The 15,773-nt window shown below is 62.5% G+C and carries 12 protein-coding genes, 1 rRNA gene, 3 pseudogenes and 1 other annotated feature; of the genes and pseudogenes, 6 read left to right on the top strand and 10 right to left on the bottom strand.

Translation table 11 applies throughout. From position 1 onward, the window contains the following. The 3 genes and pseudogenes from tnpA to RT91_RS07220 form a co-directional block, all read right to left on the bottom strand. A pseudogene (tnpA, locus tag RT91_RS20410) lies at positions 1-579 on the bottom strand (IS66 family insertion sequence element accessory protein TnpA); the annotation flags it as partial. 57 nt (positions 580-636) lie between these two features. Continuing rightward, positions 637-3,645: an AAA family ATPase gene (locus tag RT91_RS07225; RefSeq protein WP_160321847.1), complete on the bottom strand. Its 3,009-nt coding sequence runs from the start codon at positions 3,643-3,645 to the stop codon at positions 637-639. Then, positions 3,642-4,783: pseudogene (locus RT91_RS07220) on the bottom strand (IS3 family transposase); the annotation flags it as partial. The gene RT91_RS07225 and the pseudogene RT91_RS07220, both read right to left, overlap by 4 nt. Next, positions 4,542-4,658, bottom strand: a sequence feature (AL1L pseudoknot). Its footprint overlaps the pseudogene before it by 117 nt. 239 nt (positions 4,784-5,022) lie before the next feature. Here RT91_RS07220 and RT91_RS23010 point away from each other — a divergent pair. The 3 genes and pseudogenes from RT91_RS23010 to RT91_RS07210 form a co-directional block, all read left to right on the top strand. Next, positions 5,023-5,499, top strand: a pseudogene (locus RT91_RS23010) (IS110 family transposase); the annotation flags it as partial. 392 nt (positions 5,500-5,891) lie between these two features. After that, positions 5,892-6,266, top strand: coding sequence for a transposase (locus RT91_RS23005; protein ID WP_162491917.1), 375 nt, complete (start codon positions 5,892-5,894; stop codon positions 6,264-6,266). Positions 6,267-6,632: 366 nt separating this feature from the next. Continuing rightward, positions 6,633-7,580: an IS1595 family transposase gene (locus tag RT91_RS07210; RefSeq protein ID WP_035186444.1), complete on the top strand. Its 948-nt coding sequence runs from the start codon at positions 6,633-6,635 to the stop codon at positions 7,578-7,580. On the opposite strand, the gene RT91_RS20405 is transcribed toward RT91_RS07210, so the two are convergent. From RT91_RS20405 to RT91_RS07175, 7 genes are all read right to left on the bottom strand, one after another. After that, on the bottom strand, positions 7,526-8,047 hold the full coding sequence (locus RT91_RS20405) for a response regulator transcription factor (RefSeq protein WP_240314225.1): 522 nt from the start codon (positions 8,045-8,047) through the stop codon (positions 7,526-7,528). The genes RT91_RS07210 and RT91_RS20405 overlap by 55 nt on opposite strands. Positions 8,048-8,331: 284 nt before the next feature. Beyond that, a complete protein-coding gene (locus RT91_RS07200) occupies positions 8,332-8,775 on the bottom strand; it encodes a molybdenum cofactor biosynthesis protein MoaE (protein ID WP_408735333.1) in 444 nt (147 codons plus the stop codon). Between the two features lie 11 nt (positions 8,776-8,786). Then, positions 8,787-9,038 carry a molybdopterin converting factor subunit 1 gene (gene moaD, locus RT91_RS07195; RefSeq protein ID WP_007424832.1) on the bottom strand — a complete coding sequence of 84 codons (252 nt, stop codon included), beginning with the start codon at positions 9,036-9,038 and terminating at the stop codon, positions 8,787-8,789. Between the two features lie 31 nt (positions 9,039-9,069). Continuing rightward, the gene (locus tag RT91_RS07190) at positions 9,070-9,771 is read right to left on the bottom strand and encodes a hypothetical protein (RefSeq protein WP_231295244.1); all 702 of its coding nucleotides are present in this window, start codon (positions 9,769-9,771) and stop codon (positions 9,070-9,072) included. Between the two features lie 122 nt (positions 9,772-9,893). Next, on the bottom strand, positions 9,894-10,433 hold the full coding sequence (mobB, locus tag RT91_RS07185) for a molybdopterin-guanine dinucleotide biosynthesis protein B (RefSeq protein WP_035186440.1): 540 nt from the start codon (positions 10,431-10,433) through the stop codon (positions 9,894-9,896). A 7-nt stretch (positions 10,434-10,440) separates the two neighbouring features. Further along, complete coding sequence (pgsA, locus tag RT91_RS07180; RefSeq protein ID WP_007424829.1) at positions 10,441-11,025, bottom strand: CDP-diacylglycerol--glycerol-3-phosphate 3-phosphatidyltransferase; 585 nt, start codon at positions 11,023-11,025, stop codon at positions 10,441-10,443. Between the two features lie 50 nt (positions 11,026-11,075). Then, positions 11,076-11,837, bottom strand: coding sequence for an MOSC domain-containing protein (locus tag RT91_RS07175; RefSeq protein ID WP_035186438.1), 762 nt, complete (start codon positions 11,835-11,837; stop codon positions 11,076-11,078). 117 nt (positions 11,838-11,954) lie between these two features. On the opposite strand from RT91_RS07175, the gene clpB reads away from it, so the two are divergent. The 3 genes from clpB to RT91_RS07165 all read left to right on the top strand — a co-directional run. Next, a complete protein-coding gene (gene clpB, locus RT91_RS07170) occupies positions 11,955-14,537 on the top strand; it encodes an ATP-dependent chaperone ClpB (RefSeq protein ID WP_007424827.1) in 2,583 nt (860 codons plus the stop codon). Positions 14,538-14,572: 35 nt separating this feature from the next. Then, on the top strand, positions 14,573-14,716 hold the full coding sequence (locus tag RT91_RS21965; protein ID WP_160321846.1) for a hypothetical protein: 144 nt from the start codon (positions 14,573-14,575) through the stop codon (positions 14,714-14,716). Positions 14,717-15,103: 387 nt separating this feature from the next. Beyond that, positions 15,104-15,773: ribosomal RNA gene (locus RT91_RS07165) — 16S ribosomal RNA — on the top strand; the annotation flags it as partial.

Here is a 15,773-nt window from a genome sequence, read left to right as displayed (position 1 = left end):
GTGTGCCCAAGGCCCGCTTTCGCCCGCCGCGACGGCGAACCTGAAGGCGTTCTTCGCGGTAAAGGCGCCGAAACTTCTTGTGGTTCATGGAAATTCCTTCGCGGCTGAGCAGCCAGTGCAGGCGCCGATAGCCAAATCGACGGCGCTCGCCCGCAAGCACGCGCATGCGTTCGCGAGCCTCCGCATCATCCGGGCGGCGGCTTTGATACCGCACCGTGGTCCGATCCACGCCCAGCGCATCGCAGGCCCGGCGTTGGCTCACCTCGAACAGGCTCTGAAGATGAGCTACCGCCTCCCGCTTATGGCTGGGCGCTAGAATTTTTTTGACGCAATTTCCTTGAGCATGGCGTTGTCCAGCACGGCGTCCGCCAACAGCCGCTTGAGCCGAGCGTTCTCGTCTTCCAGCTGTTTGAGCCGCCTGGCGTCCGAGACTTCCAACCCGCCGAATTTGGCCTTCCACTTGTAAAACGTCGCCGAACTGATCCCGTGTCGACGGCAGACCTCCGCCGTCGACATCCCCGACTCCTGCTCTTTGAGGATGCCGATGATCTGTTCCTCGCTAAACCGACTGCTCTTCATCTCGTCCGTCTCCCTGATGGGGCGGACTCTACTCATTCCTGGAGGAAATCCACGGGCTCAGACCACTTTCCGCCAGAAATACCCTACGGCCATCCCAATCTCGCCGTTGGCGATATATGCGTCGTCCTTTGCCGGGTAAACTTTCCGGTGCCTATTCGATGATATTTTCGGATTGGTGTTGACGAGGTTGATGACCTTGTCCCCGTAGACGATTTCTTCCTGTCCCATTGGCTTCGGGTATTTGCGCAGCCACCCTTCTTGACGTGCCGCATCGATCATTGGTTGCCGAAACTGTTTGTGGATCAGGCGATTTAGGCCGGGAACACCGTGAGCAGCTGCTCGCACGGGCGACAATATCTGCCAGCCCTCAGCTGTCTCAGCGGCGCCAGCCCTGTCCCCTTTTCGAGGATTGAAGAATCGGCGATCGTCCCAGGCCTCCCCTCCGAGCGTCATGTCGAAACCGGCCACGTCATCTGGTCCCTTGAGTGCGGGATTTCCATCGGGCGCCTTGAGTTCCTCGATCAGCACTTCGATTAGTCTCGAACGTACGTCGTCGGGTGTCTCCCACTGCACAAAGCGGACTTGGGGGCTCTGGCCGGTGCGGATTACCTTGTCGAAAACGTCGTCTTCGCCGGCCGCTATCGGGGACCCGCTGAACCATTCGGCGAGTTGGAGATCCTCACGATCATCTCCAGCTTGTCGGCGACGGATAGTTAGTTCGGCGTACCCAACGCCGACGCGAGGAAATTTCTCGGTGACGCCCTCCGGAGCGAGATGGTTGACGATGTCCACGAAAGGCCGGCCGGCGCCGATTGGCGGAAGCTGCCGTGGGTCCCCGATAAGGATCAGGCGATGCACGCCCCTTAGCGCCTGGATAAGCGCAGCGAGCATTTCCTCGGTCAGCATCGACGCTTCGTCAATGATCACGGTGTGCGCCCCAGCCTCGGCCGGCTGGTCCGAGAGGCGGTAGCGACCCGTTTGTCCATCGTAGCGGTGCGGGCTCAGGAATTGGGCGATGGTGTAGCCCTTGAGATGGAGCCCTTTGGTGGACTGTTCCATGCGCACACGGGCCTTTCCCGTTGGCGCCAGCAATAGCACTCCGCCCGCTTCGACCTTTGGGTGTGAGCACAACACTGAAAGCAACGTGGTCTTGCCAGTTCCAGCGGGGCCGATAAGCACCGAGAGCCGTGCTTCGGCCAGCTCCTTCAAAGCTGCCGTTTTTTCCACGCGGGCGCTCTCTTCGAGATCATCGGGCTGGCCGCCGTGTTGCAGGGCCAGGTGAGCGTTGAGATGTTTGCGCCAATCCGCATCGATTGGCAGGCGTTTGCCCTTTACGCGCTTGTCGATTGCGGTGCGTATCGTCGTTCCTATTTCGAAAAGTCGCTGCAACTGCAGGGCGACCTCGCCGTTGCGCATAGCAATCTCGACGACAGCGTCTTCGAACTCGTCCTTGGCGACGTTCATTAAGTCGCCGTCGACCTCGCATGCTGGCTGAAGCGCGAGGCCCCGAATGCCAAGCACAACTTGGGTCTGAGGCAGGAGCGTATTGCCTCCACCGGCGGCATCTTCGAGTATTTTGACAGTCAGTGCGCGAACGCGGCGTGCATCCGTCCCAGCGTCCAGCGCGCTGGGTGCTGGCAGCGGATGCTTATTACGGATTACCTCGTCCGGGAAAACCCCTCGATCAACGGTCCAAACGCTGACCGGGTCACTGGTAAGGCGCGTGAGCTCATAGAGAAGATATGGGTTGGCAAGGATAGCGTTATCGGTTGTATCGATTCCGGCTTTTGCGCGCTCCTCCTGTACATACAGCATGATGGCCTGGTCACGCGTGAGATCGAAACGGCTGAGTAGTTTGAGCAGTGAACGACGATCATCCGGTAGCTGCACCCACTTGCTGGATATCGTTTTCCCAATACTGGGCGCCAACTGCGGAGGAAGCTCCTTCTGAGGATCGGCAAACGCACGTTCGACCAAAGGCCAAGGATCCTCGTTTTCACCGGCCTTCTCTGACAATGCGCGGGCGACGAAGGTGCCAAACTCAAGCCCGAATGCGGACAAAGCGGCCCCGAGCCCCGGGCAAGGTCCGCGTGCCTCCCACAACTCACCGAGCCGTGCATCGATCCACTGCAGACATCGGTCCCACGGACCAGGCAGCACCCCCTTTGCTTTACGCAATGACTCGGCGCAGGCCAGGAGCGAGGCGATGGCGCCATCGTGGCTGACCAGTTGCGACGCATGAGAAAATTCGAGCTGACGGTCAGCTGGAGAGAAGGCGGCAATTTCAGCCGGATCGAACTCCGGGTCTTTGGTAGCCTTGGCTATCGCTGCGTGATACGGGAGGAGAAAGCCGTCCGTGAAATCTGGCCGGATCGAATGCTGAACCATCCGCTCCCAGAGCATCGAACGGTGTTTTCCCTTCAGATCTTTCGTCGTGTAGGCGTACTCCTGCGCGGCACCCACATGCAGGACACGACCGACGCCGATTAGAATTCGGCCACCTGCCGAGTCCTCCACGAACGGCACTTGCTTCGCGTAGAAAAAGCAAAGCGACACCTCAGGTTTGATATGGCCTGCGAAGCAATCGAGTAGGGCGGTCTGATTAAGGTGTTCCTGCACCCATTGCGACTTAAAGCCGAGGTCGGGTTCCCGCTCAGCCTGGACATCCAGAGCCTGTTCTCCGCCAAGCGTTTCCATTGCTTCGCGCAGCATCCACGCGAACGGGACCGCAGCCGCCGAATAAGGTGGATGGCGCAGCGGCGTTGTCTTGAAATGACCATGGCTAGATTCGGGTCCGCGGTTGTACGGATGGTTTGCATCGCGTACATATTCGAAGGGTGCCATGAAGCCGACACGCTCGACGGCGCATGCGGGCCACTTTGCTTGCGGCAAGTCTTTGAAACTCTTCCCAGCAACCGCCTCTTCCGCCGCGTCGTCGCGATCTTCGGCGATACGTTTAAGAGCAAGGCATGCGCCATTCAGTCGTGGCGCTGCGCAGACTCGACCGTCCCATCCAGTGTCGTGCCAGGGGACTCGTATCGAAATGTGCCGCATTGGGTAGTTCATTGCTCTGCACCACTGGCCTGAAGGTTGAACCGCGCCGGGAATCCCGGAGGCCATTTTGTTTGACTCAGGCGAGACATAGGCAGCTCGTTCAGTTGTTGATAGTACTTCGCCTCGGTCTCAGCGGGTGGAATATTGCCAATCGGCTCGAGGAGGCGGCCGTTGTTGAACCAGTCCATCCATTCGAGTGTGGCGAATTCCACTGCTTCTGCATTCCGCCAAGGGCCACGACGGTGGATGACCTCGGCCTTGAACAGGCCGTTGATAGTTTCGGCGAGGGCATTGTCGTAGGAATCGCCGACGCTGCCGACGGACGGTTCGATGCCGGCCTCCATCAGGCGCTCGGTGTATTTGATCGAGACATACTGGTTGCCCCGGTCGCTGTGATGGACGAGGCCGCCGCCACGCATCGGGTGTCTGTCGTGAAGAGCCTGTTCCAGGGCATCGAGGACGAAACCGGCATGCGCCGTGCGGCTGACCCGCCAGCCGACGATACGCCGGGCGAATGTATCGTTGACAAACGCCACATATACAAAGCCCTGCCAGGTCGCGACATAGGTGAAGTCCGACACCCATAGGGCATTTGGCCTTGAGGCATAAAACTGCCGGTTCACCTTGTCCCGTGGACAGGGCGCAGCGGAGTTGCTGACCGTCGTCTTCATCGGCTTGCCGCGGATCACGCCGGCCAGTTCCATCTGCTTCATAAGCCGCGCCGTGGTGCAGCGCGCGATCTCAATCCCCTCGCGCCGCAGCTGCCGCCAGACCTTGCGGACACCATAGACCTGGAAATTCTCTTCCCAGACCCGGCGGATCTCCGGCTGCAGCCGCGCGTCGCGCCGCGCACGGGGCGGCAAGCGGTTTGGGTCAGTACGGCGTGCAGCATGCTCATAGTAGGTCGACGGAGCGATCGGCAGCATCCGGCAGATCGGCTCGACACCGTAGACCTCGCGATGCGCGTCGATGAACGCGATCATGGCTTGTACTGGCGGTCGAGCTCCGCCATCTCAAAATAAGCCGATGCCTTGCGCAGGATCTCATTCGCCTGGCGTAGCTCCCGGACCTCTCGCTCCAGAGACTTGATCCGCTTCTGGTCAGCACGCGTCGGACCGAGCCGGAGCCCCTGATCGCGCTCCGCCTGGCGACCCCCCCTATACCTGTTTTACCGCGGATCACGGTGAATCATGATCCGTCTTGGGCCGGTCGGTTAAGAGCCGCCTTTTGCCCCCTGTGCCTGCGAGCACCTGGGGGGGACGTGCGCCTCAGCTGATCGACCGTATTGCACGTCCAGTGGGGAGTCGCGCCTTGGCTATTCATGGTCTCGAGCGCCAGTACAGGGAACGGCGAAGCAATACGGCGGCCCGGCAACAGAGGGAGGAGGCCATGGGCATTGAGCCGCTCGTCTTCGTCGGCATCGACTGGGCGAGCACCGAACACCAAGTCTGTCTGATCGGCGCAGACGGGCCTGTTCAGCGGGTATTCGCGCACGACGGCGATGGGATCGGCACAATGGTCGACTGGCTTGTCGCGAAAGCCGACCAGCCGGGCCAGGTTGCCGTTGCTATCGAGACGCCACACGGGCCGATCGTCGAGGCGCTCATGGATCGCGGCATCGCCGTCTTCGCCATCAATCCCAAGCAACTCGACCGTTTCCGAGATCGCTTCTCTCCGGCGGGCGCCAAAGACGACCGTCGGGGCGCCCTCGTCCTGGCCTCTTCCTTGCGCACGGGCAGCCACTGGTTTCGCCGTGTGGAAGCTCTCGACCCGGTGGTGGTGGAACTGCGGGAATGGTCGCGGATGGCCGAAGAGCTGAAGCAGGAGTGCGTCAGGTTGACGAACGGCGTGCGGCAGCAACTCTGGCGCTACTACCCTCAGATGCTTGATCTGACCGAAGATGTCGGTGCGGACTGGTTCTTGGCGCTTTGGACCAAGGCGCCAACTCCGGCCGAAGCGATGCGCCTGACCGAAACGGAGATTGCAAAAGTCCTAGCCGCCCATCGTATCCGCCGCGTCACCGCACACGATGCCCTGGCCATTTTGCGTCGGCCGGCGCTGACTGTCGCCCCGGGGACAGCCGACGCGGCCCGCGTCCACATCACGGCCGTGGCTGAGCGCCTCAACCTCGTTAATTGGCAGATCAAGACTGTCCTGCAGCGGATCGATGGCCTGGTCGAACAACTTGCCGGACCGGAGACCGAGCCGGGCAAGATACCGAGCAGCGCGACGCGGCAATCCTGCGCTCCTTGCCGGGGGTGGGAAGGATTGTCCTCGCCACGCTGCTCGCGGAGGCTCATCAAGCCCTCCAGGCGCGAGATTACCAGGCTTTGCGCACCTTCACCGGTGTGGCCCCGGTCACGAAGCAGAGCGGCAGATCCTGTCGTGTGGAGATGCGTCAGGCATGTTCTGGCCGCCTGCGAACCGTCGTCTATCACTGGGCCTGCGTCACAACCCAGCACGACGCCCGCAGTCGCAGCCGCTACGCCGCCCTCCTAGGACGTGGCCACTCTCACCGCCGCGCCCTCAGAACCGTTGCCGATCGCCTGCTGGGCATTGCATGCGTCATGCTCACCAACCGAACCATGTTCGATCCCGAGAAGATGCCCACCGATCGCCCAAAATCAGCTTGATCATTGGTGGGGAGTCCCCCCGCGTCCCTCGCCACAGACGGCCCCATGCGCGTGGCTGACATTCTGACGCAGCGCGAGACGCCTAGGAGATCTGTGTGCGGGCTTTCGGCACCTTGCCCCTACCCGTACAGAGATCACATCCGCTGCGTCGCCGCATCCTGGGTCCAATCTGCGGCAAATATCCGGCGGCATAAGGCTTGCCAGCGTGCGGGCGTCGACCTTGTCGGTCTTAACGTGTGAAAGACGGAAAGGCCTGATTTTTTTTGCGCATGACTCCTGGTCAATGGGATTCCTGCTTACCCACGTTGATCAGCCATGTTGAGCGGAGCACAAAGCAAGAACTTGGTGCTGTGAGCGGAGGAAGCGATGGCGCGCAATGCGGTGCAGTTTCAGCGCGGGCTGAGCGAGGCCGAATTTGAGCGGTTGTATGGCACGGAGGAGCAGTGCCGCGCGGTGGTGATCGCCGCCCGCTGGCCCGACGGGTTCTCCTGCCCGGTCTGTGGCGGGCGCTCTTATAGCGAGGTGAAGACCCGGGGCTTGTTCCAGTGCACGAAATGCCGACGGCAGACATCGCCGATTGCGGGCACGATTTTCGCCTCGACCAAATTGCCGCTGCGGACCTGGTTCCGGGCCATGTACCATCTGACCCAGAGCAAGCAGGGCATCTCCAGCATCGAGTTGGGCCGACGTCTCGGGGTGCGACAGACCTCGGCCTGGATGCTCAAGCACAAGCTCCAGCAGGTGATGCTGGAACGCGATGGGCGCAAACGCCTGACCGGGCGGGTCGAGATCGATGATGCTTATCTCGGCGGTGAACGCTCCGGCGGCAAGCGCGGGCGAGGCGCGCCCGGCAAGACCCCTTTCATCGCCGCAGTCGAGACCACGCCTGAAGGCAAGCCGGTTCGACTGAAACTGCGGCGGGTGGCCGGGTTCACCGGCCAGGCGATTTCCCGCTTTGCCCTGCGCAGCCTCGATCCGTCCTGCGCCGTGCTCAGCGATGGTCTCGCCTGTTTCGGCCATGTCAGCGACGCCGGATGCGCGCATGAGGTGATCCGCACCGGCAGTGGGCCGGCCGCCGCGCGCAGCCCGGCATTCAAGTGGGTGAACACAGCGCTCGGCAACATCAAATCCGCACTCACCGGCACCTACCGGGCGATCAGCAGCAAGCACGTGCCACGATACCTCGCCGAGTTCGAATATCGCTTCAATCGCCGTTACGACCTGGCCAGCATGATCCCAAGACTCAACTGGGCCGCCGCTCACACACCGCCAATGCCATACCGGCTGCTGAAATTGGCTGAGATTGCTGGGTAAACAGGTTCTTTTTTTGTTAATCCGATCTCGGTTTGAGATACGAAAATTTTCTTCGCGTTCATGTTGATTTCAACATTGCCGACAGCCAGCGACGAGCTCTGGAAGCCGCGGCTGCGACGAACCTGATTCTGCACTCTGAGGAAAATTTCCTCGTGTGAGATTGCGCTTACGATCAGATCGTCAACACCTGCCTCGAGAATGCGCAGGCGCGTTGCTTCGCTCAGCAAATGCGCGACGGCCATGATCGGGCAGCGCAGTCCAGCGAGGCGCAACCTGCGGATGAGTTCGATCTCCGCCGGGCGGGTATCCGTTACACGCAGAACGACCGCGTCGTATTCATAAAATCGCGTCAGATCGAGCGCTTCTTCAATATCCGTCGTTTCGTCTACAACGACGAGCTTGGACTTAAAGAATGTAGTCAGAACATCTCGATTATCGAGCGGGTTTCCAAAAATGAGAAGTTTCATTACAACCCCCAGTTAACTGAAAAATTCAATACAACCGGAAGGGGAGGGCGTCAATAAAATAATTTTAAGGAGATGATAATCGATTGAATAATAATTTCGATTACGAAAAATGGGATGGAAATTAAGTTTTTGGAAATTTTTCCGGCACCAGGGCGCACAAATGCAGTGAAAACCCCGCCTTTATCCGCCGATGGCCGGGGTGTTCGGCAGGGGGAGCAGCGAGGTTCGAGCGCGTGGGAGGGTATTGAAGATTAAATCGAGGCAATGGATTGGCGTGCGCCGGACTACCAGCGGTTGCGCGCTTCCTGATCCTCGTCGCGTGCCGAAACCCAGTGCGATGTGCCATCGGCAAAGTTCTCGCGCTTCCAGAACGGCGCGTCGGTCTTCAGCCAGTCGATCAGGAAGGCGGTTGCCGCGAGGGCGTCAGCCCGATGGGCGCTGGCGGCGGCGGCAAGAACGATACGGTCGCCGGGTGTCAGTTCGCCGACCCGGTGGATGATCGTGCAACCGGTGAGCTGCCAGCGGTTCGCGGCCGTCTTGGCAATCTCGGCCAGTGACCCCTCGGTCATTGCCGGGTAATGCTCGAGAATCAGGGAGGTCAGCCGGCGGCCGTCGGCCTCACCTCGAACGACGCCGACGAAACTGGCAACCGCGCCGGCCCCCGCTTCAAGCGCGGCGAGTTCGGCGCCGACGTCGATGTCCTCAGTCGTGACGACGATGCGAGGCATGCTCCGGTCCGTCATCCACCGGTGAAAGGCGGAAAGAAGGCGATCTCGCGGGCACCTTCCAGCAATGTGTCGGGCGGAACGAAGCGCTGATCGAGGGCGGTCTTGATCGCGCGGCGGTCTGCGAACGCACGGGTATGGGCAGGGCTGCGCGCCGACAGAAAATCGGTCAGGGCACTGATTGTCGTCACTTCGGGCGGAATATCGACGTCTTCCTCGGAGAGGCCGATACGCTCGCGCAACCAGGCAAAATAGAGGATCTTCATTATAAGGATATGGGACCACAGAGGCGTTGAGTCATCGGGTCGGGACCGTTACCACCTGGCCATTCGACTGGATCAGCGTCGCGGTGCCGTTCCCGTTGGGAATCAGGATGCCGCCCCCCCGGCCGCCGATCGGGGCGATCGTCTGGTAACGGCCGTTGCTGGGAGACGTCACGATGCCGAGCGGGCCGTGCGGTCCCATCACCGTCTGGCCCACAGGCAGCGAATCTCCGGAGGTAATCGGCTTGGCGGGCCTTGCCGGCGCTGTCGGTATTGCCGGGGCGCGCGGCACAGGCGCCTGTGCGCTGCCGGGTGGCGTGGATGAGTGCATGGCCGCGCCGGCGGGGCGGGAGAACGTTGCCTCCGCGCCTTCCGCGCGGTCGGGCGGCAGACGGCGGACCTTTGCGCCGGGCGGAACCGAATAGGACGGCGCCGGGGAACTGCCGGCGGGGGCGCTGTAGAGGTTCTGATAAGCCTGCCCGAGGGGCACGTTCATGTGTTTCTGGATTTCACCGAGTGTTGGCACCGGAGCGAGCTTGCCCGGCCAGACATCGCCTGGCTGGGGACGCAGCGGCTGTACCGCGACCTCGTTGCCGCGGGCGCGCTGCATGTTGATGGCGTCACCCGCGGGCGCATTCGGATCCCCGAGTGGGTTGAGGGTGCTGTTGAAATAGTTGCCCACGCCCGCGCAGCCGGAAAGCAGCAGCACAAGACTGCCGGGAAGAAGTGCGGCCACGGCACGGCGGGGCCGGGGCGAAGGCAGTACGGCCGGGCGGGATGGGGCGGATCTGGCAAATTGCCGCATCTTTCTTCCTCGAAATTGTTCGAATTCGTTATGCGCCGGTTTGCCGGTCTACCTCAAGCGATCAGGCGGCCGCATCGGCGGAGGAGGAACCGCGCGACGGTTGGCGGATCGCCGAGGGGAAGAACAGGTCGGTCGCACCCGGGGAGCGGGACATCGCAGGCGACGGCGATGACATCGTCCTGCTCCGGCCAAAGCGGCGCCTTGCCGAGTTCGGGCCGATGCACTTCGATCTTTTCGACCGCGGCCGCCTTGAAGCCTTCCGCGAGATAGAGATCGGCCGGTGCCATGCGGGCGAGCAGGGCAGCAAGATCCGGTTCGGCGGCGGCGCCGTGATCGTGAAACAGCACGAAGCGTTCGGCGGTGGCGAGCATCGTTTCGTGTGCTCCGGCTTCGCGATGACGGAAACTGTCCTTGCCCGGCTGGTCGGGGTCGACCTTGTGGTGGGCGTGCTTCAGGGTCGAGACCCGCAGCCCGGCGCCGCCGAGCAGGGGCAGAAGGGCGGTGAGCAGGGTTGTCTTGCCGCTTCCCGACCAGCCGATGAGGGCGATGACCGGCGCGCCGTGCGCCGTGAGTGTCGCTGATGATTTCGTCATCTTCGGGTCAGGGTGACGGTCCGGGCTGGGTCACGTGACGCAGCCCCGCGGTCAGGTAATCCCAGCCGGTGATGAGGGTGAGGCCGGCGGCGATCCAGAGCAGGGCGCCGCCGATGATGCCGGCCGGGAGCCAGGGGATGCCGAGTTCCGCGGCGCCGGAATTGCCGAGCAGGAGAATGCCGAGCGCCACCATCTGCGCGGCCGTCTTCCATTTGGCCAGCCGGGTCACCGGCATGCCGACCTTGATGCCCGCAAGGTATTCACGCAGGCCCGACACCAGGATTTCACGCAGCATGATCACGATCGCCGGGTAGATGCCGAAGGCGGTCACGCGATGAAAACCGACGAGAAGCATCAGTGTTGCGCCCACCAGCAGCTTGTCCGCGATCGGATCGAGCATCCGGCCGAGATCGGATAGCTGGCGGCGGCTGCGGGCGAGGCGGCCGTCCAGCCAGTCGGTGATGCCCGCGATGACGAAAAGGAGGGCGGCCAGCAGATCGGCGAGCGGGGAGCCGATCGCGACCAGCACGACCAGCAGCGGGATCGCCGCGATGCGCGAGAGCGTCAGCACATTCGGTAAGTCGGTCAGCATTCGGGGACGTTAAGCCGATTTTGCCGCCGGCGTCACCCGTCGCAACAGGCTTATGACAGCAGAATGATCGTATCGCCGGGCGCGATCCGCCCTGGGGCGAGGACCTCGGCATAAACCCCGCAGTCGACATGACCGAAATGCGTCATCAGGTCCTTGACCGGATTGGCGTCGCGCGCCCGGGTTTCCGGGTTGATGGAGGTGGCGGCGCAGCGGTCGATCCGTGCGGTAACCCGCAGTCGCGCGTCGCCGATCGCGAGTGTGCGGCCGACCCAGCCGAGTTCAGCCCAGGGCTCGGCGCCGTCGAAATAGAGATTGGCGCGGAAGCGCAGAGGGTGGCGCTGCGCGCCGGCGGCGGCTTCGAGCGCCCGCAGGCTGGCCAGGCCGATCAGGCTGATCACCTGGTTCCGGTGGTCTGAGAAACTATGGCCGGACACATGCCGGAATCGTGGCGTGCCGCGCATCGAGCCCGGCAGGGCGGCGGCGATGAACGTCCCAAGCTGGCTGCGTCCGGCCTCGGTCAGGGGCGATGCGTCGATCGCCGCGCCGTCCGGCGCGATGAGGGTCAGCAGGCCTGCGGCGTCGTCGAAGCGGCAATCGAGGCGAACGGCTTCCGGATCGCGGGCTAGGCAGAGGAATTCGGCTTTCGGGCGCCAGGCCGGCGCTGCCGGATCGAAACCGCAATCCCCCTGCGCGAGTGCGAAGGCGCGGTCCCAGGCGATGGCGCGTCCGGCTTCGAGGTCCGCGGCCTTCAGCGGTTCGGCGGTCAGGCCCTTGACCGGATAGCGGAAGAGTGAGTCGACGAGCATGGTCATGGGGGCGGTTCCTCTTGAGGAGGATCAATGCAGCAACCATGTCCAGCGGACAAGGTCGGACCATTGCCTTGCGAGGGATGGTCCGGCCGGGTCGCCTGATGAAAGGGATCGAGAACAATGGATTTCGAGAAGTTTACCGAACGCGCCCGCGGCTTCGTGCAGGCCGCGCAGACGATTGCCGTGCGCGAATATCACCAGCAGATCACGCCGGAACACCTGCTCAAGGCGTTTCTCGACGATGAGGAAGGGGCCGCGAGCGGGCTGATCCGCGCGGCCGGGGGCGATCCGGCCGCGGTTCGTCTCGCGGCCGATGCCGCGATTGGAAAACTGCCGAAGGTGCAGGGCTCCGGCGCCGGGCAGCCGCAGATCACGCCCGATCTCGTGCGGGTGCTCGATGCGGCGCAGCAGATGGCGCAGAAGGCCGGCGATGAATATGTCGCGCAGGACCGCGTGCTGGTGGCACTCGCGGCGAGCGGCACGCCGGCGGGCCGGGCGCTGACCGCGGCCGGCGCCTCGGCGCAGGCCCTGGAGAAGGCGGTGGCCGATATCCGCAAGGGCCGCACGGTGACGAGCGCGAACGCGGAGCAGACCTTCGATGCGCTGAAGAAATATGCGCGGGATGTGACCGAGGCCGCGCGCGCGCAGAAGCTTGATCCGGTGATCGGCCGCGACGAGGAGATCCGCCGGGCGATCCAGGTGCTGGCGCGGCGGACCAAGAACAACCCGGTGCTCATCGGCGAGCCTGGGGTTGGCAAGACGGCGATCGTCGAGGGGCTGGCGCTCCGCATCGTCAATGGCGACGTGCCGGAGGCGCTGAAGGGCAAGCGGCTGCTCGCGCTCGATCTCGGCGCGATGGTGGCCGGCGCGAAATATCGCGGCGAGTTCGAGGAACGGCTGAAAGCCGTGCTGAAGGAGATCGAAGGCTCGAACGGCGAGGTCATCCTGTTCATCGACGAGATGCACACGCTGGTCGGCGCGGGGCGGGCGGATGGCGCGATGGATGCCTCGAACCTGATCAAGCCCGAACTGGCGCGCGGTGCGCTGCACTGCGTGGGGGCGACGACGCTCGACGAGTATCGGAAGTACATCGAGAAGGATGCGGCGCTGGCGCGGCGCTTCCAGCCGGTCTTCGTGGATGAGCCGAGTGTCGAGGACACGATCTCGATCCTGCGCGGGATCAAGGAGAAATACGAACTTCATCACGGCGTGCGGATTTCGGATTCGGCGCTGGTGGCGGCGGCGACCCTGTCCAACCGCTACATTACCGACCGGTTCCTGCCGGACAAGGCGATCGACCTTGTCGACGAGGCCGCCTCGCGCCTGCGGATGCAGGTGGATTCCAAGCCCGAGGCGCTCGATGAACTCGATCGGCGGCTGATGCAGCTCAAGATCGAACGGGAAGCGCTGCGCAAGGAGCAGGATCCCGCCTCGAAGGAACGGCTGGAGCGGCTGGAGGGTGAAATCGCCGAACTCGAGGAGAAATCCGACGCGATGACGGCGGCGTGGAAGGCCGAAAAGGACCGACTGAATGCCACGCAAAAGCTGAAGGAGCAGCTCGACCAGGCGCGGGGCGAGGCGGAGATGGCGCAGCGCTCCGGCAATCTGACCCGGGCCTCGGAGCTGATGTATGGCGTGATCCCCGAGATCGAGCGGAAGCTCGCCGCCGGGCCGACGGAAGGAGCCATGGTCAACGAGGCGGTCACCGAAGCGCAGATCGCCCAGGTGGTGGCCCGCTGGACCGGCATTCCGGTCGACCGGATGCTGGAGGGCGAGCGCGCCAAGCTCATCAGGATGGAAGAGGAGTTGCGCAAGCGCGTGGTAGGCCAGGAAGCCGCGCTGCGGGCGGTTTCGGATGCCGTGCGCCGGGCACGGGCCGGGTTGCAGGATCCGAACCGGCCGATCGGCTCCTTCCTGTTCCTGGGCCCGACCGGCGTCGGCAAGACCGAAACCTGCAAGGCGCTGGCCGAGTTTCTGTTCGACGATGAGCGGGCGATGGTGCGCATCGACATGAGCGAATTCATGGAGAAGCACGCCGTGGCCCGGCTGATCGGCGCGCCGCCAGGCTATGTCGGCTACGAGGAAGGCGGGGTGCTCACCGAAGCCGTGCGGCGCCGGCCGTATCAGGTGATCCTGTTCGACGAGGTCGAGAAGGCGCACGAGGATGTCTTCAACGTCTTGTTGCAGGTGCTTGATGATGGCCGACTGACCGACGGACAGGGGCGCACTGTCGACTTCAAGAACACGATCATCGTGCTCACGTCGAACCTGGGCAGCGAGGTGCTCGCCGCTCAGCCTGAAGGCGAGGATGTCGTATTGGCCGAACCGCAGGTGATGCGGGTGGTCCGCCAGCATTTCCGGCCGGAATTCCTGAACCGGCTGGACGAGATCATCCTGTTCCGGCGCCTGCAGCGCGCCGATATGGCACGGATCGTCGAAATTCAGTTGAGGCATCTGGAATCGCTTCTCGCAGACCGGAAGATCACCCTGCATCTCGATCAGGCGGCGCGGGACTGGCTGGCGAACGAGGGATACGACCCGGTCTACGGGGCACGGCCGCTGAAGCGGGTGATTCAGCGTTCGCTGCAGAACAAGCTGGCGACGAGGCTCCTCGAAGGGGCCATCCATGACGGCGAGACGGTGAATGTGACCGTCGACGATGACGGTCTCTCGATTGCCGGCGGGCTCGCGGCGGCAGCCTGAGAGCGTGGCAACAGCCCGGCCCATGCGGATTGTTCATGGCCGGGCTGCTTGCCGGAAAATTACGTCATCTCGCAGATGCGAAATGGACGAATTTCAAAAAAATCCATCAAATTCAAATGGTTTTTAATAAATCGACCACCGCCCGAATGGGCGTTGACAGCAGGCAGGCCGGGGCGTAGAAGCCCGTTCACCGCTGACGAGGCGGCGCCCGACGGAGCGGGTAAGACCGCAACGAAGGTTTTGTTCTTTGAGGATTGTGAATAGGCTAGGAAGGGATACGTTGGTGGCGTTTGGCTGCTGGGCTTGAGGGTCTGGTGGTTGGAGCTGAGGCTTAGGCTTAGGTCTGGGTTTTGGTGGTGGTTCTTGAGGGTTGGCTGGTGATCTGGGTTTATGTGATCTGGATGATTATCTGGTCTTTAGGGGCTGATTTGAACGCTGTCTGATGTATTCATTCTGTGAATGTGACAGATGTTTCGAGTTCTGTCTGGGGCTGCGAGGTCTTGGGCAGGGATAATGAGAAGGGTCCGTTCGTTTTGTGTGGTTGGCTGAGGCTGGCTGCATGGGATGAACTTGAGAGTTTGATCCTGGCTCAGAGCGAACGCTGGCGGCATGCTTAACACATGCAAGTCGCACGGGCAGGGCAACCTGTCAGTGGCGGACGGGTGAGTAACGCGTAGGAATCTATCCTTGGGTGGGGGACAACCGTGGGAAACTACGGCTAATACCGCATGATCCCTGAGGGGCAAAGGCGAAAGTCGCCTAAGGAGGAGCCTGCGTCTGATTAGGTAGTTGGTGGGGTAAAGGCCTACCAAGCCTGCGATCAGTAGCTGGTCTGAGAGGATGATCAGCCACACTGGGACTGAGACACGGCCCAGACTCCTACGGGAGGCAGCAGTGGGGAATATTGGACAATGGGCGAAAGCCTGATCCAGCAATGCCGCGTGGATGAAGAAGGTCTTCGGATTGTAAAGTCCTTTTGGCGGGGACGATGATGACGGTACCCGCAGAATAAGCTCCGGCTAACTTCGTGCCAGCAGCCGCGGTAATACGAAGGGGGCTAGCGTTGCTCGGAATGACTGGGCGTAAAGGGCGCGTAGGCGGACGGCACAGTCAGGCGTGAAATTCCTGGGCTCAACCTGGGGACTGCGTCTGAGACGTGTTGTCTTGAGTATGGAAGAGGGTTGTGGAATTTCCAGTGTAGAGGTGAAATTCGTAGATATTGGAAAGAACACCGGT

Source organism: Acidiphilium sp. JA12-A1 (assembly GCF_000724705.2).
GTDB lineage: Bacteria > Pseudomonadota > Alphaproteobacteria > Acetobacterales > Acetobacteraceae > Acidiphilium > Acidiphilium multivorum.
The sequence above is the reverse complement of the archived record's forward strand: the minus strand, read 5'-3'. Positions and strand labels throughout refer to the sequence as shown.